This window comes from Porcipelethomonas ammoniilytica (assembly GCF_025567485.1).
GTDB classification, from domain to species: Bacteria; Bacillota; Clostridia; order Oscillospirales; family Ruminococcaceae; genus Porcipelethomonas; species Porcipelethomonas ammoniilytica.
Map to the genome: position 1 here is coordinate 59,074 of NZ_JAOQKH010000008.1, position 23,307 is coordinate 82,380.

The 23,307-nt window shown below is 34.4% G+C and carries 21 protein-coding genes, 1 tRNA gene, 1 other RNA gene and 2 pseudogenes; 15 read left to right on the forward strand and 10 right to left on the reverse strand.

Features of this window, described 5'->3' with window-relative positions; translation table 11 throughout:
• Positions 1 to 2: 2 nt before the first annotated feature.
• Positions 3 to 1,388: a D-alanyl-D-alanine carboxypeptidase family protein gene (locus OCV67_RS07975; protein ID WP_147643456.1), complete on the reverse strand. Its 1,386-nt coding sequence runs from the start codon at positions 1,386 to 1,388 to the stop codon at positions 3 to 5.
• Between the two features lie 476 nt (positions 1,389 to 1,864).
• Positions 1,865 to 1,941: transfer RNA gene (locus OCV67_RS07980), tRNA-Arg, on the reverse strand.
• A 68-nt stretch (positions 1,942 to 2,009) separates the two neighbouring features.
• Between OCV67_RS07980 and OCV67_RS07985 the strand changes: the two genes are divergently transcribed.
• Positions 2,010 to 3,275, forward strand: coding sequence for a bifunctional folylpolyglutamate synthase/dihydrofolate synthase (locus OCV67_RS07985; RefSeq protein ID WP_147643457.1), 1,266 nt, complete (start codon positions 2,010 to 2,012; stop codon positions 3,273 to 3,275).
• On the opposite strand, the gene OCV67_RS07990 is transcribed toward OCV67_RS07985, so the two are convergent.
• Together OCV67_RS07990 and OCV67_RS07995 are read right to left on the reverse strand one after the other, a co-directional pair.
• Positions 3,261 to 4,487: an ATP-binding protein gene (locus OCV67_RS07990; protein ID WP_147643458.1), complete on the reverse strand. Its 1,227-nt coding sequence runs from the start codon at positions 4,485 to 4,487 to the stop codon at positions 3,261 to 3,263. The genes OCV67_RS07985 and OCV67_RS07990 overlap by 15 nt on opposite strands.
• A gap of 4 nt (positions 4,488 to 4,491) precedes the next feature.
• Positions 4,492 to 5,196, reverse strand: a complete 705-nt coding sequence (locus OCV67_RS07995) for a LytR/AlgR family response regulator transcription factor (protein WP_147643459.1) — start codon at positions 5,194 to 5,196, stop codon at positions 4,492 to 4,494.
• Positions 5,197 to 5,482: 286 nt separating this feature from the next.
• Between OCV67_RS07995 and OCV67_RS08000 the strand changes: the two genes are divergently transcribed.
• Together OCV67_RS08000 and OCV67_RS08005 are read left to right on the forward strand one after the other, a co-directional pair.
• A complete protein-coding gene (locus OCV67_RS08000) occupies positions 5,483 to 5,620 on the forward strand; it encodes a cyclic lactone autoinducer peptide (protein WP_147643460.1) in 138 nt (45 codons plus the stop codon).
• Positions 5,621 to 5,896: 276 nt separating this feature from the next.
• Positions 5,897 to 8,203 (forward strand): glycoside hydrolase family 9 protein, encoded by a 2,307-nt coding sequence (locus OCV67_RS08005; RefSeq protein WP_147643461.1) that lies wholly within the window; start codon positions 5,897 to 5,899, stop codon positions 8,201 to 8,203.
• Positions 8,204 to 8,259: 56 nt separating this feature from the next.
• Here OCV67_RS08005 and ssrS read toward each other — a convergent pair.
• The 5 genes and pseudogenes from ssrS to OCV67_RS08030 all read right to left on the reverse strand — a co-directional run bounded on the left by ssrS (position 8,260) and on the right by OCV67_RS08030 (position 13,637).
• Positions 8,260 to 8,448, reverse strand: a non-coding RNA gene (ssrS, locus tag OCV67_RS08010) — 6S RNA.
• Between the two features lie 55 nt (positions 8,449 to 8,503).
• Positions 8,504 to 8,827 carry a DUF1292 domain-containing protein gene (locus OCV67_RS08015; protein ID WP_147643462.1) on the reverse strand — a complete coding sequence of 108 codons (324 nt, stop codon included), beginning with the start codon at positions 8,825 to 8,827 and terminating at the stop codon, positions 8,504 to 8,506.
• A gap of 915 nt (positions 8,828 to 9,742) precedes the next feature.
• A pseudogene (gene rpoD / locus OCV67_RS08020) lies at positions 9,743 to 10,831 on the reverse strand (RNA polymerase sigma factor RpoD); the annotation flags it as partial.
• Positions 10,832 to 10,861: 30 nt separating this feature from the next.
• A complete protein-coding gene (gene dnaG, locus OCV67_RS08025) occupies positions 10,862 to 12,613 on the reverse strand; it encodes a DNA primase (protein WP_147643464.1) in 1,752 nt (583 codons plus the stop codon).
• 34 nt (positions 12,614 to 12,647) lie between these two features.
• Positions 12,648 to 13,637: a deoxyguanosinetriphosphate triphosphohydrolase gene (locus OCV67_RS08030; RefSeq protein ID WP_147643465.1), complete on the reverse strand. Its 990-nt coding sequence runs from the start codon at positions 13,635 to 13,637 to the stop codon at positions 12,648 to 12,650.
• A gap of 207 nt (positions 13,638 to 13,844) precedes the next feature.
• Here OCV67_RS08030 and OCV67_RS08035 point away from each other — a divergent pair, with 207 nt between their 5' ends.
• The 4 genes and pseudogenes from OCV67_RS08035 to OCV67_RS08050 all read left to right on the forward strand — a co-directional run.
• A complete protein-coding gene (locus OCV67_RS08035) occupies positions 13,845 to 15,437 on the forward strand; it encodes an NAD(P)/FAD-dependent oxidoreductase (RefSeq protein WP_147643466.1) in 1,593 nt (530 codons plus the stop codon).
• Between the two features lie 106 nt (positions 15,438 to 15,543).
• A complete protein-coding gene (locus tag OCV67_RS08040) occupies positions 15,544 to 15,780 on the forward strand; it encodes an AbrB/MazE/SpoVT family DNA-binding domain-containing protein (protein ID WP_147643467.1) in 237 nt (78 codons plus the stop codon).
• A 138-nt stretch (positions 15,781 to 15,918) separates the two neighbouring features.
• Complete coding sequence (locus tag OCV67_RS08045) at positions 15,919 to 16,884, forward strand: glycosyltransferase family 2 protein (RefSeq protein ID WP_147643468.1); 966 nt, start codon at positions 15,919 to 15,921, stop codon at positions 16,882 to 16,884.
• Between the two features lie 161 nt (positions 16,885 to 17,045).
• Positions 17,046 to 18,077, forward strand: a pseudogene (locus tag OCV67_RS08050) (3-deoxy-7-phosphoheptulonate synthase); the annotation flags it as partial.
• An 87-nt stretch (positions 18,078 to 18,164) separates the two neighbouring features.
• Here OCV67_RS08050 and OCV67_RS08055 read toward each other — a convergent pair.
• Positions 18,165 to 18,812: a dockerin type I repeat-containing protein gene (locus OCV67_RS08055; protein ID WP_147643470.1), complete on the reverse strand. Its 648-nt coding sequence runs from the start codon at positions 18,810 to 18,812 to the stop codon at positions 18,165 to 18,167.
• Positions 18,813 to 19,022: 210 nt separating this feature from the next.
• Here OCV67_RS08055 and OCV67_RS08060 point away from each other — a divergent pair, with 210 nt between their 5' ends.
• The 8 genes from OCV67_RS08060 (at position 19,023) to OCV67_RS08095 (ending at position 23,200) form a co-directional block, all read left to right on the forward strand.
• Complete coding sequence (locus OCV67_RS08060; RefSeq protein WP_178085052.1) at positions 19,023 to 19,178, forward strand: hypothetical protein; 156 nt, start codon at positions 19,023 to 19,025, stop codon at positions 19,176 to 19,178.
• 1 nt (position 19,179) lies between these two features.
• The gene (locus OCV67_RS08065) at positions 19,180 to 19,335 is read left to right on the forward strand and encodes a hypothetical protein (RefSeq protein ID WP_178085053.1); all 156 of its coding nucleotides are present in this window, start codon (positions 19,180 to 19,182) and stop codon (positions 19,333 to 19,335) included.
• Positions 19,336 to 19,907: 572 nt separating this feature from the next.
• The gene (locus OCV67_RS08070; RefSeq protein ID WP_147643471.1) at positions 19,908 to 20,300 is read left to right on the forward strand and encodes a hypothetical protein; all 393 of its coding nucleotides are present in this window, start codon (positions 19,908 to 19,910) and stop codon (positions 20,298 to 20,300) included.
• A gap of 422 nt (positions 20,301 to 20,722) precedes the next feature.
• Positions 20,723 to 21,073, forward strand: a complete 351-nt coding sequence (locus OCV67_RS08075) for a hypothetical protein (protein WP_147643472.1) — start codon at positions 20,723 to 20,725, stop codon at positions 21,071 to 21,073.
• A gap of 50 nt (positions 21,074 to 21,123) precedes the next feature.
• Positions 21,124 to 22,080 (forward strand): phage tail protein, encoded by a 957-nt coding sequence (locus tag OCV67_RS08080; protein ID WP_147643473.1) that lies wholly within the window; start codon positions 21,124 to 21,126, stop codon positions 22,078 to 22,080.
• Between the two features lie 62 nt (positions 22,081 to 22,142).
• Positions 22,143 to 22,784: a hypothetical protein gene (locus OCV67_RS08085; RefSeq protein ID WP_147643474.1), complete on the forward strand. Its 642-nt coding sequence runs from the start codon at positions 22,143 to 22,145 to the stop codon at positions 22,782 to 22,784.
• Positions 22,785 to 22,796: 12 nt separating this feature from the next.
• Complete coding sequence (locus OCV67_RS08090; protein WP_147643475.1) at positions 22,797 to 23,018, forward strand: hypothetical protein; 222 nt, start codon at positions 22,797 to 22,799, stop codon at positions 23,016 to 23,018.
• Positions 23,015 to 23,200: a hypothetical protein gene (locus tag OCV67_RS08095; protein ID WP_147643476.1), complete on the forward strand. Its 186-nt coding sequence runs from the start codon at positions 23,015 to 23,017 to the stop codon at positions 23,198 to 23,200. Before OCV67_RS08090 ends, OCV67_RS08095 begins: the two co-directional genes overlap by 4 nt.
• Positions 23,201 to 23,307 lie beyond the last annotated feature (107 nt).

Below are 23,307 nucleotides of genomic sequence, written 5' to 3' on the forward strand. Positions count from 1 at the left end.
TTTTACTTACGTTTATTTCCATATAACTTTTTAACTATTTTTTTATTTGAAAAGCTTCCCTTAGCACGTTTTTTTGCATCGGTATATGCCCAGATACATAATCCCAGATATATCAGCGAGAGAAAGATAGTTGCAATTATCGCAATTAAAAACCATACTGAACTGAAAAAGTTTTTTGTCATTGACAAATTAAATTTCAGAAAAGATCTTTCAACATCCGTAGACGCCACCAAATCTATAACGGCAATTTGTTCGTCAGAAAGCTTTAATTCAATTTCTCCTAACTTTTCTCCCTTTTTAACAGGCGCTTTTACATTTTCAGCCAGTTTGATATTTTTTTGTATTGACGTTGTATCTATATCACTATACCACAAAGTGGACAATTCTTCTTTTGGTTTTACCAAAACATATCCGCTTCCATCTGAATTTTCCACCTTGATTTCTGCAATTTCCTCATCGTCAGAAAGCAATACCTGATAGCTAAAATTATCAAATACCCATTCCAGTAGATTGTAGGCGTCCTCGAGATGATAATATCTTGAATTTCCTTCTTCATTATAAAAAGGAGCGTTCAGTAAAACTAGCAAATATTTTATACCGTCTGAGCTTCCCATTGTAATTATATTTCGTCCGCCAAGCTGAAGATTTCCGGTTTTAATTCCCTTTACTCCATATAAATAATAATCGCTTGCAGCACTCATAATTATATTTGAATGGCTCCAACTCCAATCACCTTCGTGAGCAGTCACATAGCTTGAAGGGTGAACCTCATATTCCTCTGTAGTTGCGATATCCTCAAATCCCGGTACTGTTAAAGCATACTGAGTTATCAGCGCCATGTCTTTAGCTGTTGTAACCTGCTTTGGATCATAAAGTCCGTGTGGATTAGTAAAAACAGTATTAACGGCTCCGATTTCCTGTGCTTTTTTATTCATTTTATCTACAAAAGCAGAAATATTCTGATTTCCAAAATGATAAGCCAGAATATTTGCAGCTTCACAGGAAGACGTCAGCATAAGCGCATAAAGATAATCAGTCACCGTCAGCGTATCGCCGTCCCATATCTCAGCATACCTTAAATCGTCCTGATATTCATATTCATCAAATTCTTCATATAACATCTTATTTGCCGTTATCGTAACCGAATCTGTATCCGTACAATTTTCCAGAACAATGATTGCCGTCATTATATCTACCAGTGAAGCCGGCATTTGTTCTGCGTCCGCATTTTTTTCATAAACTACAGCTTTTGTGTCAAGATTAATCATATATGCCGACTGACTATATACCTCAAATGAAGGTGTAAAAGAAATTGCTTGACAATAATCATATGACGATATATATATACAAATAAGTATTGCTGACAATACTGATATAATTTTTTTCAAATTCCAACAGCTCCTGTTTTATTCCAGTTATTATTTTACTATATTATATCATGTGTTGAACTGAGAAGCAATACTTTTTTTCATTTTTATGGAACAGTTTTGGCTGTTGATGATACAGTCTGTTTTTTTAAAAATGATGCAGTCATTAAATGTAACGTATCTGAATCGTTTGAGATTGTTTTATTGACATAGGTATAATTATATGCTATCATTAACTTAAGAAGGGTGTATTATGAATATAGGAAGTAGAATTAAACAAAGATGAGAAGACATGATTGATACCGTGTTGACAAAAGAATACTAACGCTGTACAATAAAACTTTCCCCTTACTGAAGGGGAATTTTTATAAAAAATAATGCTCCGCAAAAAATGCAGAACGTTATAATGCAGTTATCATATTAATTTTAAATAAAATCGTGTAAAAAACGTATATGTAATACAAAATCCTACGTAAATGCGTAGGATTACATAAATTTGGTGTTCCCGAGGTGATTCGAACACCCGACCTACCGCTTAGGAGGCGGTCGCTCTATCCAGCTGAGCTACGGAAACATCTATTTAATTATAGCATAAATTTTATATGTTTGCAAGTGAAAATATTATTTTTTAGGAGATTTAATATGAATTTTGAAGAAGCAATGATTTATATAAATAGTTTTAGTCAAAGCGGCAGAAAAGTAACAGATTTATCCAGAATAAAAAAGTTGTTAAACTTAATCGGTAATCCTCAGGATAATTTGAAATTTGTTCATATTGCCGGTACTAACGGAAAAGGCTCTGTGTTGGAGTATTGTTCAAACGCTTTAATAAATGCCGGTTATAAAACCGGACAGTTTACTTCTCCTTATATTAAGGAATACTGTGACAGAATACGTATAAACGGTCAGAATATTCCAAAAGAAAAAGTTGCATATTATTGTATGTATGTAAAAAAATATGCGGATAATTTATTTTTTTCACAGTTTGAAATTACTTTTGCAATAGCTCTTCTTTATTATAAAGAAGAAGCGTGTGATATTGTATTTCTTGAAGCCGGAATAGGCGGTGAACTTGACGCTACCAATATAATTTCTTCTCCGCTTGTATCGGTAATAACATCTGTTTCACTTGATCATACTCAAATACTTGGAGATACTATTGAAGAAATTGCCGTACAAAAGGTTGGTATCATTAAAGAAAACAGCTATGCAGTATTGTCATACGATAATGAAGAATCAGTTAAAAAAATTGCATTAAGCAAAGCATTTGAAAAGGGAAGTACTCTGATTGTTCCGGACAGCAGTCAAATTTATATTGACAAGCTTAATCTGAAAGAAACGGAATTTAGATATAAAAATAAATCGTATAAATTAAAAATGTGCGGAAAACATCAGATCGTCAATGCAGTTACTGCCATCGAAATTTTATCAATATTAAATAATATAAAATTTAAAATATCATATGATCATATATATAGTGCATTATCGTCAGTATCAGTAGAACTGCGTGCTGAAATAGTACGGTATGACCCACTAATAATTATAGACGGCGGACATAATATTGCAGGAATAAATTCTCTTTGTGAAATACTGCGAAATAGTGGAGAAGAAAGATTTGTCGGATTAATAGGAATGGTTAAAGGTAAGGCATATGAGTATGCTGCTAAAAAATTGTCAGAAATTTTTGAGTATGTATTTTGTGCAGAAGGCTTTATAGAGAATAATATACCAGCTGAAAAGCTTTGTGACCTTTTTAAGAAGAATAATTGTCCGGCTGAGTACTGTGAATACAGAGAAGCGTTAAAAAAAGCATGTAATTATTCCGTTGAGAATTCTGTCGCCTTAATTGTATGCGGTTCTCTGTATTTTTGTTCAGCTGTTAAAAGTGAATTTTTAATTAACAGCTGATTTATTTGATTTAAGCCATATATTAACAATAAATAAATTTTCTTTATCGTCAAATGTAATAAGTCCTTGGTACTTTTTTACTATGCTGCTAATAATAGCATCTTCTGATAAGCTGTTTATATATGTGCTGGAAATAAAATTATCATTATGTGTAAATGAAATAATAATACTCAGGTGATAGTTTTCATTAACTATTTTTAAATCTATTTTTGATGAAATTTTATCAGACGAACAGTGTTCAATAGTTTTATCCAGAACAACCGATAAAATTATACCCATATCTTCTTCTGAAAAAATATCTATTAATCCGGTACAGTTTATATTTAGTTTTATTTTTTTTCTATTACATTCCTGAAGCTTTGAATTGGCTATAGCATTTATGAAAGAACTGTCTGGTATAATTTCTGCGGCAGGTTCTTGGTTATTGATTTGTTGAAGATAATCTTCAGCGTCGTTATATAATTTATTATGTATTAAATTTAAAGTTGTTTGAGTTATTTCACTTGTATTAACTGTAGTATTAATTTTCACGGTATTATCTTTTTCATTATTTGTGTTTGATTTAATATGGCGCAATAAGAAATAAGAAAGAATGTTTGTAGTGACGAGGAATACAAATATTATATTGAAAAGCATGCTGAAATTATTATTGTTTTTCAGTGCGTACTCAAACATAAGATTTCCGACAATCAAGGTAATAAAAAATATAACTAATATGTATATAATATCTTCTTTTGCCAGCTTATATTCATCTTTACGGAATATTTTTATTAGAATTAATGTTAAAATATAGTATAAAAATTTAGTTATAAATAAAATTAATAACCTGAAAATTCCTATAGACGAAACTAGCACTTGAATATCTTCGTTTAAAATTTTACTGAAGGTAAATAATACTCCGGAATTTATTACCAAAATCAAGAATATACTTGTGAATGAGGCAAAAATTTTTTTAAAGTAAGAGTCCTTCATAAAAAAGAAAGAAAATACCAGAGCAATTATCAGTTGGATTATACCAATTACAGCGTCTATTTGTAAAAATTGGCTCAATATAATATTATTGAACGCAGTCAGCAAAAAAAATAGAATTTTTTTCTTTGATTTGTTTTCATTTGATTTAAATTCAAGAAAATTGGAAATATAGTGTGTTATAAGGCAGCATTCAATTATTGAGGCTAAAAATTCAACAGCCGTCCATATATTATCTATCATAAAATTAAGCTCCGTTCTGAATTGTATAATTTTTTAATTTAATTTTTAATTCGGTACTTCTATATTTACTGACCGGAAGTACAGCCAGATTGGACATAGTTATTTTTTTTGAACCGAAGTTTATAATATGTTTTAAATTTACTAAATAGCTTTTATGCACCCTTATGAATCCAAATGATTCCAGTTGATTTTGGAGTGTATTTAAAGTACCGGTTATATGTAATTTGGAATTTATGGTATTTACTTCTATATGGTGTCCGAATATTTCAAAAAAATATATTTCATTGAGATTTACAGGTATTTTAATATTACCGTTTCGGCAGATAAAAGGTTTATTTACATCCTGAAGGGATTTAAATATTGATATAATCGCTTCGTTCAATTCGCTTTTAAAATATCGTTTTCTGATAAATCGGTATGGCTGATATTTTAAAAGATTAAAAATCAGTTCATCTTCATCAGAGATAAAAATTAATTTTTTCATATTATCTGTCAGACGAATACAATTTGAAATCTGGATGCTGTTTATATCATTTAAATCAGTATCAATGAAAATTATATCAAATTTATTTTTTTCAATTAACAATTCAATACCGTTTGTAAATATTGATATATTAACAGGAACTGTAAATTTTTGAGATATTTTTAAGATTTCTTCCTGAATAATAAGTGAAATATTAAAATTTTTAACACCAATTGCAATATTCATAAAGCTATATTCCTTTTTATTTTTTTATATTATAATCGTAATTGAAAAAATATTATATAATTTTTTGTGTATAAAATGTTAATTTTCTGTTATCATTAGCAATTGTTTCCAATTCATTTTGAATATTTAAATAAATTGTTATTAGAATATTAATAATTAATTAAATTAACCTGTTAATGAATTTATTGTTCCTTTTATGAAAAAAGATTGATTTTTATGGCAAAATATGGTATTATTTTTTTGCCGAATAAAATTCGGTAAATAATTATAAAGGAGAATTTTTCTGATGAAATCAATTTCAAAAAAAGCGATGGAAGTAATCGCAAAAATCGGCATGAATACTGCTGTAAAGGCAGCAGGCGCTACATCATTTTATGGATGCCATCAGCCAAAAGAACCAAAGATGCTGAAAGAAATGAAGTAATCTTTGTTCCCGAGTATTAGAAGGTAGAAAATAATACATAAAAGTTCGGATTTATCCGAACTTTTTTTATAACATAAATATTTGAATTTTATTAGATATGTACAAAAATTCATAGGAAAAATATAAACAAAATATTGACTTTTTTATAAAAATAAGGTATTATAATTATGGATTAATTTATGTGGATTGACAAAATGAAATTCTTAAAAAATGAAAATCTAATAAGTATATTGAGGATAGAATGATGCATAAATTGTTTGAACGGAGGAAATAAAAATGAAGCTATTGAAAAAATTGTCATGTGCTGTTGTGGGTGCCGCTTCTGCTGTACTTTACATGACGTCTCCTTTTTTAACCAATGAAATCAGCGTATCAGCTGCGGAGGATTACAGTAATTTTGCTAAAGCCTTGCAGTATTCCATTTATTTTTATGATTCTAATATGTGCGGCGAAGAAGTTGAAGAAAACACCAGATTTACATGGAGAGGTGACTGCCATACTTATGATTCACAGCTTCCGCTTAATACGGAATATACGAATCTGTCAAGTGAATTTATAAATAAATATAAAGGTATACTTGATCCTGACGGAGATGGCTATGTTGATGTTTCAGGAGGATTTCATGACGCCGGAGATCATGTGAAATTCGGTATGCCTGAAGCTTATGCGGCTTCCACTTTGGGATGGGGATATTATGAGTTCAGAGATTCATATGTAAAAACCGGACAAAATGACCATATAGAAACAATTCTCAAATATTTTAATGATTATTTTATGAAATGTACTTTCCGGAATGCAAGCGGAGATGTAGTTGCGTTTTGTTACCAGGTAGGCGAGGGTGAGATTGATCATTCGTATTGGAATGCGCCTGAAATTGATGAAATGAAAAGAAAAGGATTTTTTCTTACGGCTGAAAAGCCGCAGACCGATTATGTAGTTGCAACTGCTGCGTCTCTGGCGTCTGCTTATCTTAATTTTAAAGCTACTGACGCTGCTTATGCAGACAAATGTCTTGATTATGCAAAAGCTTTATTTAAATTTGCTCAGACGAATGAAAAGCAGTTAAGTGATAATGAAGATGGACCCAGAAGCTTTTATAATTCTTCAAAATGGGTCGATGATTATTGCTGGGCAGGAATGTGGCTTTATATGGCGACAGGCGATACTGATTATCTTGACGAGGCGCTTGGCGTTCTGAACAATGATTATTATGCACCGCCTACTTATGTTCACTGTTGGAATGACGTCTGGACGGGTGCTATGTGCCTTATTTCCGAATGCAATGATAAGGATAATACAATACTTGACCGTTTCAGAACAATAAGCGGGAAAAATGAGTATGAAATAAAAGATTTCTGGAGTCAGATTGAAAAACAGATACAGAACTGTATGAGCGGAAGTCTTGGGAAATTATCTCCTCAGGGATATTTTTTCCTTGATAAATGGGGTTCAGCACGCTATAATACAGCGGCTCAGCTTGCGGCGCTGGTTTATGATAAATACAATAATGACGGAAAACCGTCTGAATACAGTGATTGGGCAAGAAGTCAGATGGAATACCTTTTGGGTGATAATGACGCCGGAACGGCTTATGTAGTAGGCTATAATGAGAATGCTGTAAAATATCCTCATCACAGAGCAGCTTCCGGTCTTACTATGGCAGAGGATACAAGGGAACAAAAGCATGTGCTTTACGGTGCACTGGTAGGCGGTCCTGATGGTGATGATAATCATAGTGATACAACAAATGATTGGATTTATAATGAAGTTACGATTGATTACAATGCGGCATTTGTAGGAGCATGCGCCGGACTTTATGAATTTTACGGAGATGAATCAATGCAGGTGACTCCTGATTTTCCGCCGCCGGATAAAAGTACGGGTGAATCTGGAGGAAATAATTATTGGATTGAAGGCGTGTGTTCAGATCAGATCCAAGGCAGCGGTATTGGATGTACTGATTTGACATTATATGTGTGTACCGATTCTGTAAAAGCGTTGAAGGACATTTCAGTAAGATATTATTTTGATGCATCGGGAATGGATATATCGTCGCTTGATGCGAGAGAGGTATATGATCAGGCTGCAATTGAATCCGGCGCTGACGGAGTTTTAACCGGACCTGAACTTTATAAAGATAATATTTATTATGTTGAAATTAAGTGGGACGGTTATGCTATTGCCAATTCAAATAAAAAATATCAGTTTCAGCTGGCTTCATGGAGTTCACCGTGGGATACATCGGATGATTGGAGCGCACAAGGAATGCTTAAAATAGATAACTCCGAGTACAACGGATACAGCGGAGAAATGCAGAAAGCACCGAATATATGCGTATATTCCAATGGCGTACTGATCGGAGGTACAGAACCGGACGGTACTACGCCGATTGTAAGCGCCGGAGCTGGCGACTTAAATAAAGACGGTAAAATTACAGTTGCGGATATTGTTCTGCTTCAGAAGTATCTTGTAAAAAAGGATGCAGAAATATCTGATAAGTCGGCAGCAGATGTTGATAAGAACGGCAAAGTTAATATTTTTGATGCAGTTAAATTAAAAAGAATGATTATCAATAGTAAATAAGCTATATTAAAAGAAATCCCGTATTCAATTAAGAATACGGGATTAATCGTTAGTTAATATAAACCGCCTTGCCGTCATATAGCACATAAAACCAAGCTAAAAAGCCAGGTGGGTATCCTCCTGAAAGTCTCACGCTCCCTTCGTCCGCATAGCGGGAGGTCTGCAATCCTCTGTTCAGAGTCAGATTCCCTTTAAAAGAGTGTTGGATTATAAAAACTACATTGACACGTACAAGGCAGAATATAATAGCTTTCTTAATACTATTATAACATACTTTTCACTGAAAATCAATAGTAAATTTTAGTGACAGCAGTCACAATTCTCATCGTCACAATCGCAGTCTTCTTCTACAAAAATTCTTTCCATAAAAATTTCTGCGAGCCTGTCAAGTTCGTTTTCATCGTCAACAGAGCTTAAATACTCATCACCGTCATTGTCGTCTTTTTTGAGAATCACGAAATAATCGTCTTCTTCAAGGTTATCCGGATCAGATTGCTGAGGAATAAGCGCATAATAAGTAATGTCATCTTCTTTGTATACGTCAACCAGTTCAAAGGTCTGTTCATTTCCTTCTTCGTCTTCCAAAGTAAATAAATCCGGTTCAAACTCGTTTAAATTTGACATGAATAAAATTCTCCAATCTTTTTGTTTTAAGATTTTTTAACCCTAACAAATTAATTATACAACAAACGCAGGGTAAAGTCAATAGTAATTTTGCTTGAACATTTTGAATAAAATTGTGCAGTTTTTTTATAAAAAACTATTGACATTTTATAAATAAAGTGTTATTATATATACATCAAAAGAAAACAAATAAAAAGTTCTAAGATGATATTCATCATTTATAATATTGGTTATTTCATAATATGAACCATTGATTTATTTGTTATCTTTTAACGATGGTATTTCTGTAAGGCAGTTGATAAGGAATCGGAGTTCCTTTTACGGAAATAAATTTGAATCGGAATGGAGGATGGGTACCGATGGAATCAATTGAAGAACAGCAGCCCGAAACCATGACTGGTGGCTTATGCTTCCTTGATTGTTTCAAATGATAATAACGGGAATATTAAGATTAAATTAAATATGATTTTAGTTCCATATGAGTAATATTGAGAGTCTTTGAGATAATCGGTAAGTCATTGAGTTGTAAGTTGAAGTAAGCAGTTGATGGTTCAGTTGTGGTTTCAAATTAAATATTGTGAGGTATGGTAATATCTCATATTTTATGACTTAATGTCTTTACATAAAACGCAAAGATAAATAATTATGAAAAGGTGGTACCAGTGCACTAAATTATTAAGTATAGACTATTTAATGAGTTTAGGTGATGCTAATGAATGGTATTTTATATTATAAAAAACCATAATAGAAGGGGAGTGGATCCGCCAGAACTTGTATTTAATATTTGATTAATAATTATAGGGTGATTCCAGTGTATTAATCTATGTTATTTTAAATAACCTCCAATAAATAAAAATTGAATATAAAATAAAGAGGACTGAACAGTCCTCTTTTTTATGTATTAAGGTTAGCGACTTAGTCAAGAAAGTCTTTAACCTTTTTGCTTCTGCTTGGGTGTCGAAGTTTTCTTAAAGCTTTGGCTTCAATTTGTCTTATTCTTTCACGTGTAACGTCAAATTCCTTTCCTACTTCTTCCAAAGTGCGGGAGCGTCCGTCCTCAAGACCAAAACGCAGTTTAAGAACTTTTGCTTCACGGTCGGTTAAAGTTGATAGAACGTCGTTAAGCTGTTCTTTTAAAAGCATAAGTGAAGCGGCTTCAGCCGGTGCAGGAGCTTCGTCGTCAGGAATAAAATCGCCAAGATGACTATCCTCTTCTTCTCCGATAGGAGTCTCAAGAGATACGGGATCCTGAGCGATTCTCATTATTTCACGTACCCTTTCAACTGGCATGTCCAGTTTTTCAGCAATTTCATCAGCGCTTGGATCATGACCGTTTTCATGAAGCAGCTGACTGGAAACTTTTTTTACTTTTGTAATTGTTTCAACCATATGAACCGGAATTCTTATAGTTCTTGCCTGATCAGCGATAGCTCTGGTAATAGCCTGACGAATCCACCATGTAGCATAAGTTGAAAATTTAAATCCCTTTGTATAGTCAAATTTTTCCACTGCTTTTATAAGACCGAGATTACCTTCCTGAATAAGATCCAAAAACTGCATGCCGCGTCCCACATATTTTTTAGCAATACTTACAACGAGTCTCAAATTAGCTTCTGAAAGACGTTTTTTAGCATATGAATCGCCTTGAGTCATTCTTTGGGCAAGTTCAATTTCTTCTTCTGCTGTAAGTAACGGAACACGTCCGATTTCTTTCAGATAAATTTTTACCGGATCATCAATAGCGATTCCTTCGGTTGAAAGGGCCATTTCGAGATCGTCGTTGAGACTTGAGTCCATACCGATTTTAAGATCGGCGTCAGTAGAATAATCATCTACAATTTCTATGTTATAGCTTGCACAGTTGTCATAGAAAGTATCCATCTGGTTAACGTCAAAATCAAGTTCTTCCAGAGCATCGGTAATTTCTTTTGTAGTAAGCTTTCCGGTGCTTTTACCTTTTTCCATCAAGCTTTCAATAGTATTTTTTTTCTCTGACATATTAACGCTCCGTTTCTCAGCAGTTTTTGCTGTTTTTTATTTCTTTCTTTTTGCTTTTACGATATTGATCAAATCATCATCAGAAGAAATTTTATTTCCATGGTTTATCGGATTATTTTTATAATCAATCAGAATATTGATAAAATCCTTAAGATTCTTTTCTGTTATAATAATTTCCTTGTTTTTTGCTTCTATTCCCGTTATTCTGCCCATTTCATCATCAGTAAATTCATCGCCGAACATAGATATGCTGAAATTGCTGTGATTCTGCATTTTTTTACAGTATGAGACAAAAACTTTTTTGTAAAAATCTGTTACAAAATACTCCGGAGAAACAGACTGCATAACTGTTTCCATTTTATCCGGAAATCTAAATAGATAGGCAAGTATACCTTCTTCTGCTTTAACTTGTCTGGGAATTCGGGAGGATTCCGGTACAATAGGATCATTATATAAGGATTTTGAACGTATAGCCTGCCATTCTTTTTTCTTTTCTATATTAATATTTTTTTTAATTTCCGCATCAATTTGACTTCGCAGAACATCAATACTAATTTCATTTTCCCTTGCGACCTTTGAAATGTAAACGTCGCGTTCAAGACGGTTGGAAATTCCTGATAAAACCTTTACAGATCTTTTCAGAAATGTCACCTTATCAGTTTCGCTGTTAAGGTCAAGTCCGGTTCGGCATTTTTCCAATTCAAAATTAATTGCACCGTCGGAATTTTCCAGAAGCATCTTAAATCTTTGAGCTCCGAATTTTTTTATAAATTCGTCCGGATCCTTAGCGCCGTTCATTTTTATTATTCTTGTATTTATACCTGCTTCGCTCAGCAGGTTGATTGCACGCTGAGTAGCTTTCTGACCAGCGCTGTCGCTGTCATATGAGATAATAACTTCATCTGCATAGCTTTTCATAAGTCTTGCCTGATCGGAGGTAAGCGAAGTTCCCAAGGTTGCAACGACATTTTCAAATCCGGCTTGATTTATAGAAATTACGTCCATGTATCCTTCTGCAAGAATCATTTTCCTTGCCGGATAATTTTTAGCCAGATTAAGAGAAAAAAGATTTCTGCTTTTTTTAAAAACCGGAGTATCACCGGTATTTAAGTATTTTGGAATACCATTACCTAGTGTTCTTCCTCCGAAAGCAATTACGTTTCCTCTTAAATCAATTATAGGGAATATTACTCTTTCACGAAATGTATCATAAACATTGTTATTATTTCGGCTGACAGTTCTGACTCCTGCCGCAATCATTTCTTCGTTTGAATAACCGGATTTTGAAAGATGCTTATACAGACCGTCCCAGCTTGCAGGAGCATAACCCAAGCCGTATTTTTTTATAGTTTCAGGTTTGAGTCCTCTGTCAACAAAATACTTCAGACCCTTTTTATCATCACCTGAAACAAGCTGTTTAAAATAGTAATTTGCAGTTTCTCTGTTAATTTCCAGAATACGTTTTTTTAAATTTGCGGCTCTGTTATCAGTATCGTTTTCCGGAACGTCAAGACCGCCTTTTTGAGCCAGCAGCTTTATTGTTTCAATGTACTCAAGATTTTCGATTTTTTTTGTAAATGTAATAACGTCTCCGCCGGCGCCGCAGCCAAAGCAGTAAAAGCTCTGGGTATCGGTGTAAACGTGAAAGGACGGAGTTTTTTCTGAATGAAACGGGCACAAGGCAACATAGTCTTTGCCGCGTCTGAGCAAGTTAATATAATTGCCGATTGTTGATTCAATAGGATTTGCAAGCTTCAGCTGATAGATAAATTCTTCCGGAAGCGGCATTTTTTATGTTCCTCCTTTTAAGTACCCGATTATTTTATTTCCATGAACGAGGTACAAATAATTCGGTGTATAGATCAACTGCGTATCCGTCGCTCATTCCGGAAATATAATCGCAAACAGCTCTGTCACGGTCAAATTTTCTGCAAATCTGAATGTATTCTTCCGGCATTTTTTCCGGATTTTTTTTGAAGTATTCATAAAGCTGTTCAACAAGTATCTTTGCTTTTTTTTCTTCTTTTTTTGCGGTCGGATTTGTGTATACAAATTCAAACATGAAGCTTCTAAGCTGATCGTGAGCAGCTTTTATTTTGTTTGTCATACGTATTTCATCAGCACCGTTTTCTATTATTGAGCTTACCAGAGTAGTAATTCTTTTCGACTTGGTTGAGCCAAGAATTTTTACTGCATTTTCCGGCAAATCGGAAGGTTTAAGGATACCTGCACGTATAGCGTCTTCAATATCATGATTTATATATGCGATCTTATCGGATAATCTTACGACATTTCCTTCGGCGGTAGCTGAAATTTTGTTGGTATGGCATGCAATGCCGTTTTTTACTTCATAAGTAAGATTGAGTCCCTGTCCCTTTTTTTCGATGTAATCAACTACACGTACGCTTTGAAGATAATGTTTGTATCCATAGGGACAGATTTCATCCAGTATAGCTTCTCCGGAGTGTCCGAAAGGAGAATGTCCCAGATCATGTCCTAAAGCAATTGCTTCTGTAAGGTCTTCATTGAGCCTGAGAGCTCTTGCAATAGTTCTTGCAATCTGTGAAACTTCAAGCGTATGGGTAAGGCGTGTGCGGTAATGATCGCCGACCGGTGATAAAAACACCTGAGTTTTTCTTTTAAGACGCCTGAAAGCATTGCAATGAAGAATGCGGTCACGATCCCGCTGAAAATCTGTTCTCAAGGGACACTTTTCCTCGTAGATTTTACGCTTTCCATGACCGGCAGAAGTGCAGGCATAGGTACTTAGAGTACTTAGTTCGAGAATTTCGGTTTGTTCTCTGACTGTCATTGCCGGTTCACCTCCATACTTAAAAAAACGACAAGAATGTATAAACTTATACATTAATTATTATACCAAAAAAAAACTTATATTTCAATAGAAAAATAAAAAAATATAGTGCTTTTTCATAAATATTGATACTTTAAAGAAATTATGATATAATTTTATTTATCATTATTCCGAAAAAATTGCGAAAATATATAATTGGAGGTTATTATGCCCATTATAATTGATCAGATCAAAGGCGCTCTTGACGAAGATAAGTCTTTAGTTATAAAAAAAGCACTGAAAACTGTTAACATGTCTGAAAATGATATATTAAGCGCTGATATAAATAAGATATCTCTTGACGCAAGAAAACAGAATGATATTCATTTTGTATATTCAATATATGTAAAAGCTTTAAGTAAAAATACTGAAAAGAAAATCTGCCGGAATAAAAATTGCCGGTATGTTTCAGACAGTATTTTTACTCCTGAAATATCTTCTTTAAAACGTGACGGGGAAGTAGTTATTGCCGGTTTCGGACCGGCGGGAATGTTCTGCGGTCTTTTGCTTGCTGAATACGGGTACAGACCTGTTATTATTGAAAGAGGAAAACCTGTAGACGAGCGTATTAAAGACGTTGAAAAATATTGGAAGGGTGGTGAGCTTAATACAGAATCCAACGTACAATTTGGAGAAGGAGGCGCAGGAACCTTCTCGGACGGAAAACTTACCACACGAATAAACGATCCGCTTTGCAGATATGTTTTGGAAAAATTTGCAGAATTCGGCGCACCCGAAGAAATTCTTATAAAAGCAAAACCGCATATCGGAACGGATAATTTGCGTGAAATTGTCAAAAACATACGTTTAAAAATCTTATCTCTTGGCGGCAAAATTATTTTTAACGCTAAACTGGATGATTTTAGCGTGTATAACGGATCTGTAAACGGCATAACATATAACCGAATTAATAAAATAAAAGCGTGTGCACTGGTAATGGCAGTTGGACATTCTGCAAGAGATACATTTGAAATGCTTGTAAATAAGAATGTTTTTCTTGAGCCGAAGCCGTTTTCTGTAGGAGTGAGAATCGAACACAAACAAATGGATGTAAACTACAGCTTATATGGAAAATATGCGGACAATCCTAATCTTCCGGTTGGAGAATATCAGCTTTCGTATCGCCGCCCTGACGGAAGATGCGTTTATACATTTTGTATGTGTCCGGGAGGACATGTGGTTCCGTCTGCCAGCGAGGAAAAAACAGTTGTCACTAACGGAATGAGCGAGTTTGCCAGAAACGGTGAAAATGCCAATTCAGCGCTTGTGGTATCCGTTTCGGATAAAGATTATGGCAGCGGTATTCTGGACGGGATGAATTTTGCACGTACAATTGAACAGAATGCTTTTAAATGCGTCGGCGGTCAGAAGTATGCTCCGGCAACTACCGTAAAAGGTTTTTTAGAGGATAGTCCGTTTCTGAAATCTGATATTAGACCGACTTACGACAGAGGAATATGTTCATGCGATTTAAATAAAATTTTTCCGGATTTCATAACTTCTATGATGGGTGAGGGGTTAAGGTGTTTTTCCAAAAAAATGAAATGCTTCGGTGATGGTAATGCACTGCTTACAGCACCGGAAACCAGAACTTCCTCTCCTGTCAGGTGCAAACGTACAGAAAATATGAATTCTGTTTCACTGGATAATCTTTATCCCTGCGGGGAAGGCGCAGGCTATGCGGGAGGAATTATGTCTGCGGCTGTTGACGGAATCAAAACTGCTTTGGCAATAATGAGAAAAATGGGGCCTGAAATGTAAATATAAAATTAAATAATTAAATATAAATAAAATATTTGACACATCTTGACAAAATTCGACAAATATATTATAATATATATATAATTAAATTAAAGGAGCACGGAACATGAAGAATACAGTAATAACTAAAAATATTGATGATTTGGGAAGAATAGTATTGCCCAAGGATATTAGAAAAAAATTAGGTATGGAAATCAGATCCTCTGTTGATGTACGTGTTGAAGATGAAAAAATAATTATCACGAAAGTTCAGGATTCGTGTATTTTTTGTCATTCAAAATTAAATCTTACAGACTTCAAAGGAAAAAAGATTTGTCATAATTGTTTAAGTGAAATAAAGTAAATATTTTTTGTTTTTATGCAGGTGTGGAATTTTTATTTCACACCTTATTATATTTTTGTTAAATTGTTGCAAAGCAGTGTGAAATATGGTATAATAATAAAAAAATTGATTGTTATTTTATACAGATTGGAGCAAAATATGTCAGATCTTATTACTATTATAGTCCCATGTTATAATGAACAGGAAACTATACCATATTTTTTGGACGCAATGAATAAAGTATATAATTCTATGAAGCAAAAATACGATATAGATATGGAATATTTATTTGTTGATGACGGATCTAAGGATAAAACTTTAGAAGTACTGAAAGAATGCAGTAAGAAGGATCCGAATGTCAGTTATCTTTCATTTTCCAGAAATTTTGGAAAAGAAGCGGCTATGTATGCCGGTTTAGAACAGTCAAATGGTGATTATGTAGTTATTATAGATGCAGATCTACAGGATCCTCCTGAACTTATTGAAGAAATGTATGCAACATTGCTTGAGGGAGAATATGACTGTGTTGGTTCAAGGAGAGTAACCAGAAAAGGCGAATCGAAAATACGTTCATTTTTTGCGAGACAGTTTTATAAGATAATTAGAAAGATTTCTCAGACTGATATAGTGGACGGCGCAAGAGATTTCCGTATGATGACCCGTCAGATGGTGGATTCAATAATTTCAGTTAAAGAATATAACCGTTTTTCAAAAGGAATTTTCGCATGGGTAGGCTACAGGACAAAATGGCTTGAGTTTGAAAATATTCAGCGTGTGTGCGGAACTACTAAATGGTCATTTTGGGGATTGTTTATTTATGCTATTGACGGAATCGTGGCATTTTCAACTGTTCCGCTTATACTTTCTTCATTTGCCGGATTGTTGTTTTGTGCGTTGGCGTTCATAATGATTTTTGTTATTATTATAAGAAAACTAATTTTTGGGGATCCGGTTTCCGGATGGCCGTCACTGGTATGTATTATGTGTTTTATTGCCGGTATACAACTGTTTTGCATGGGAATAGTAGGTATGTATATGTCCAAAACTTATACTGAAACTAAAAAACGTCCTATTTATATACTTCGTACTTCTTACAGGTGTAAGGAAAATTCTGATAAAAGATAATTTATACTTATTTTCAGTTGACATTATGCAAATTATATGATATAATAATAACAAGGTTTGATTGCCCCGAAAGAAGAAGCTTTTGGGGCATTATTACCAATAATGTCACTTTATCCATTTAAAGCGATTAAGTATTACATTATAATAAAAGGAGTAAAAAAACAATGAGTATGAATTTCAAAAGAAAAATGCCTTTGCCAAGTGAAATACGCGATATGTATCCGCTTCCGAAAGAAGTTCTTACAACAAAGGAAAAACGTGATAAGGAGATTATAGACGTTTTCACGGGTAATTCTGATAAATTTTTATTGATAATTGGTCCTTGTTCGGCAGATAAGGAAGAACCGGTAATGGATTATGTGGGACGTTTAGCAGTAATTCAAGAAAAAGTTAAGGATAAAATTATTATTATACCTAGAATTTATACAAATAAACCGAGAACTACAGGAGAAGGATATAAAGGAATGATCCACCAGCCTGATCCTACAAAAAAAGAGGATATTTTAGAGGGACTTATTCATGTCCGTCATCTTCATACACGGGCAATAGCTGAAACTAAGCTTACATGTGCAGATGAGATGCTTTATCCTGAAAATTACAGATATCTTTATGATTTGCTTTCTTATGTTGCAATTGGAGCACGTTCAGTGGAAGATCAGCAGCACAGATTAACGGCAAGCGGAATGGATATTCCGGTTGGTATGAAAAATCCTACCGGAGGCGATTTTTCAGTTATGCTGAATTCAATTACTGCTGCTCAGGGAAGTCATAATTTCCTGTACAGAGGATGGGAAGTAAGTACAGACGGTAATCCTTACGCTCATGCTATACTGAGAGGTTCTGTTAATAAGCACGGGCAGAATCTTCCGAATTATCATTATGAGGATCTTATTTTGCTTTATGAATTGTATTGTAAGAAAAATCTTGCAAACAGAGCCGTAATAGTTGATACAAATCACTCCAATTCCGGTAAAAAGTACCTTGAACAGATAAGAATCAGTAAGGAAGTTTTACATAGCCGCAGACATTCAGATGATATTAAGAATTTTGTTAAAGGTTTAATGATTGAAAGCTATATTGAAGACGGTAATCAAACTGTTGATGACTGTATTTATGGCAAATCTATAACAGATCCGTGTCTCGGATGGGAAAAATCTGAAAAACTTATTTTGGAAATTGCTGATTTGCTTTAATAATAAAAGGATGAAATAAAGTAGTAGACACTTTTTGTGTCTACTACTTTTTAAGTCTCATTTATAGGTTTTTAAGTATAAAATCAATTAAAAATGTTCTATAATGCCATTACAATAATTTATAATTAGTGCGGAATCTATCGAATTAATAATAGGATTACCATCATTGTCAAAGTCAAATTTAACGTTAGCTGCTAAAAGCCCTTTTTCTGAAAGAGGAAAACTAATTGGACTCAATAAATATTTATTTAAAGCACTAATATCTTCTGCATTAACCACTCCGTCTTGATTAACGTCACCCATTAAAACAGATGTCATTGTAATTGAATTAGGATCTATATTGTTGTTATTACTGTTTCTTATTGTTGCATTATAGCTGATTTCATTAAAAATGCTTGTGACGGACATAGGAGTATAAAAATCTGTGGTAGCTATGATACCATTGGTATTTATTGAATTTCCCAGATATGTAGCCTGTACTTTGCCATTATTTGTGGAAGTAAAGTAGCCATTGTCAAGTAAATTTGTTTTAATACTTGGTGTAGCGGTGACTATTGAACTGTAATTTATAGTATAATCAAAATATGCTATATTTGAATTGACTGCCACTTCGTGAAATATCCTAAAAGTTTTTAATTGTGTAGTATCTGCACTCGCAGAAAACATACTGCAAAGCCAAGCAGCCGATATAGCAGTTGTTGTTATTGCTGTTAAAATCTTTTTAAATTTTTTCATAATAATTTCTCCTTAAATAAATTTTATTAAATATACTTATATACACATTATATACCAAAAATTTACAAAAATCAACACTGAATTATAATATTTACAAAATATTTACAATATATCTATCTTTTATATAAAAATCAAGTAAAAGGGTGATTATCCCTGCAAAATAAAGCATTTCTTGAGGATTGCAACCCCTAGAGAGAAAAGAAAACGCACTTGTATTTTGACAGCGAGGAAAGATTAACGGCGATACTCGAAGATAAAACGGGTATTGCCGTTTTCTATACATCGTCAATGCCTGTTCCTACAGGAGTTGACGAACTCAAACGAATACAAATAAATTTAAAAGTAAAAGAATGGAGAGTGAAATAACATGGCAGGAATTAATGATGAAGTACTGCATTCAGGCATATCTAAAAATACACCGGGGAATATAATGTTTGGTGCCGGAACATTCCACAAGGGATTAAAATACGGCGAGCATTATGCACCGACAACTGATACGTATAAACAGCACCAGCGGACTTGAAATTGAAGGTAAAAACAAAGAAGCTACAGTTATTAAGGCAACGTTTGAATGCTATGCGGATTTGACCAATAACCCTGTTACGTTGCCATACCATATTTATTATCCAAAAACGATATAAATTGACAAAATAATACATTCGTGATATAATAAAAAAGTCCTGAATAAATCAGGACTAAAAAGTAAATCGGGTTTCTGCATAAAACGGTAGGCTTGCCATCTTTAGGGCAAGTCTGCCGAACGCTTTTCCTATTGCGTTCGGTAGGCGGTTTCTCCCTGACAAGGGAGGTGATAGCTATGGTTACATATGATGGACTGTTTCAGTACACTTTAGTAATTCTAACTGCTATCTCCTTGTTTTATAATATTTATAAAAACAAGAAATAGTTTCTAAATAAAAGAAACACCGCCCATCTGCCAAATGTAACGGTGTTTCTTTAAACCAAAACATTTCGGGAGAACCGCTTATCGCAGTCGCCCTTTTCACTTTTATTATACCACAATTTCATAAAAAGTCAAGCGTTCTTTTTAGGACGCTTTTTTCATACTCAAAATTAAAAAGTGAGGTAAATAAAATGTCAGAAAAGAAATTTGAACTTAGAAAGCTTTGTGCAAAAGATATATTTGTAATGGTTAAAATTATTTCAAAAATCGGTATATCGGAATTTATGAATTGTTTTAAAAGTCCATCTGTACATTCAAAGATAAAAAGTAATGTGGATTTTTCAGCGATAGGACTTGAAGTTGTTATTGGAATAGCCGGAACAGTTTTAGAAAATCTTCCGAGGTGTGAAACAGATATTTATTCATTCCTTGCAGATTTAAGCGGAATGAAGTCCAATGAAATATCTGAGTTGGGAATGAGTGAATTCGCAGAACTGATTGAAGCAGTTTTAACAAAGGAAGAATTTAAGGATTTTTTTACGGTTGTATCAAAATACTTGGTCAAGGAGGAGAAGCGGGAGTAAATTTCTTTGATATGATTTTCTCAAGATATTCATCTCCGTTTGACTTGCTTGACGGATATATACAAACTGGTCAGTTTACGAGTTTTATATCAAAGTTTATAGATATACACGAAGAAGAAAAAGTATGGGAGATATGGCTTAACAAGGCTACAGGGACGTTCTTAAATCAGCAAAAGCTATTATTGAGCAGCTAGTACCTGTTATAAAAAATATTTGGAAATTTGCTGAGCCTGTCTTTAAAATAGTGGTAGATACAATAGACTTAATTGTGGAATATCTTCCGACACTACTTCAAGATGTTCTTGATTTTATTGACCCATTGAATTTGATTCATAAAGGGACAAGTCAAGTATCTGAAGAATATCTTATAATGGCTGATAGACGGAAGTGCCATAACCCAAGACCTAATAGCACGTGCTGATATGAATCTTGACGGTATGGTAACGAAGGAAGATTTGGCACTTTTAAACCGATATGTTTCCAGTGACGGGACGCTTTCCATACAGGAATACGCCGACCGTAATTTCGGATTTGAAAGAGAAACCGATTTTCAAATAGATTTCGGAAGAAAAGTTGTAAGGGCGAAATTTTCTGTTTCAGATAATGTGAAAAGATGGGATTTGTACATTGACGGTGTTTTATACGGAAAGTATACAAATCTTACCAGTCCAGGCTCTGCTATACCAGTAGTAATAAGCGGTGTTCATGATATAAAAATTTCAACAGAAACGTCGGGAACGGTAAGCATAGCAATACCGCAGGCAAAACTGTAAGGAGGGAATAATGTATATAGCGGACAGTCTGGTGACGGCGGCAATTCCTCGTGGNTCAGCGTCACAATGAAAAAGCGGGTATAGATAATATACATTCATTTAAAATAGGGATAGTAAATGTAACAGACGGAGATAATTCCAATACAGATAACCTGATTTCAGCGGCGGACAGTACATTTCTGAATACATATGAATCAATACAGCAGAAGTTGATAGAAAGGTACGGAGGATATCTTTATATAAGGCATGAGGAGGACGGAAATTATATTGATTATTTAAGCAGTCCGTCTGTGACTTGCAGTCAGAAAATAGAATTAGGAGAAAATCTTTTAAGTTTTAAGAAAAATATAGAAGCGGACAGTCTGGTGACAGCGGTAATTCCTCTTGGTAAAGAACGTATGGACGGAGGAGAGGAGGGGAGCGGATCACGTCATAATATAGGCGGTTGGAATGCGTCCAAATCTATTACCGATTCAAAGGATATATTTCAGGTAACGGGAAAAGTAGGCGGAACTACAACATATCTGAATTGCCTGTATTCACAGTCAGCAGTAGAAAAATACGGCTGGATAGAAAAAGTACTGATTTTTGACGATGTTGTGTTGCCGGGTACGTTGGTGAGATACGGAGAATCACATTTAAAATCTATGGGTAAAGCGTTGTCAATAGAGCTTACGGCGGCGGATCTATCGGGAGTAAATACGGAAATAGACAGATTTAAAATTGCGCAGTACGTACGTGTAAATTCTAAACCCCATAATTTAGAAAATGCGTTGTATGTTGTATCAAAATTATCGTTAAACTTGACCGATCCGACTGCAAATAAAATTTGTCTGGGTACTGAAACAGCAACTATTACAGGACAGATAAGTAATTCAGTCAGTACAGTTTCAAGCTCCAGTACAGGAGGCGGAGGAGGGAGTTATGATGAATCTGGTTCGGCAAGTGCGGCGCTGAAATCAGCTAAAGAATATACAGATACAAGATGCGCAGATACATTNGAATAGCCGAGAATGCAAACAATTATGTACACCCTGAATTTCCCACGTTAAGTTCCGGAATCTATAAAATGCAGGTTAATAACGGTCATGTATCAAGAGCGGTAAAAGCAGAAAAAGCTGATATTCTGGCTTTGGGATTTGAGGATCCTGCTGCAGCATATTTGCCGTTGACCGGAGGAACGATAAGTAATGCCGATTATGGGGAGAGTTTGAAGGTAAACAGAGGACCAACGTCAAGCTCTGCGGCATTGTCAGTAATTGATTATTTAATTAACGGAAACCGAGTTGGTGTGATGGGTTTTGATTTAAATTCAAAACTGCACATACGAAACAGCAATAATTCTGAAATGGCTGAAATAGATAAAGACGGTACTGTCAGCGCAAAGTATTTTAAGCAGTCCCAATCGGGAGCACTTCTTGCCGAAAGCTCAACAGATGAAAACAGTCTGACGGTAACCAATGCTGAGATAGTAAAATATTCACAGGTGTATATGGCTGCAAGCTGGACGGAAAGAGAGACGGTCAATTTCTGTGATGTGATTCCGATTTCTGCCATTGTGGCAGGAGCAGTGTTTACAAAACAAATTTATACGGGAACAAGAATTTATACTTATACAGTCACCTGTACAAGTGCAGGAGTATTCACATTAACGCAAAGCAACTCCACAGGTACAACAGGAACATTGAGATTAAAATTATATGTTATTTAGGAGGTGTAATTTATGACGGAAATAATAGTTGCGGCAATATCCTTATTGGGAACACTGGGCGGTTCTCTGGGAGGTATTCTGGTATCAAGCAAAATGACAAATTATCGGATTCAGCAGCTTGAAAACAAGGTTGCGGAGCACAATAATTTTGCAAGGCGAATGCCGGTTGTTGAAGAACAAATAAAAGTTGCAAATCATAGAATTGAGGACTTGGAAAAGGAGATACATAAATGAACATTTTAAAGAAAAATTGCATAAAGCGAGCATTGAGAACTTTTTTACAAACAGCAGTCGGTTACATAGCGGTAAATATCGCCGCAACTGATCTGACTGTAAAATCCGCTGTTTTGGGATTGGCTGTTTCAGCTATCTCGGCAGGGCTTGCAGCGGTTATGAATCTTAAAGAAAACAGTTGACATATTTCCACAATTGATGTATAATAATAAAAAAGGGGCATACCGATAGACGGTCGCTCCCAATCATAAAGAAGTTATATAAATAACCGCCTATGTGAGAGTATGGC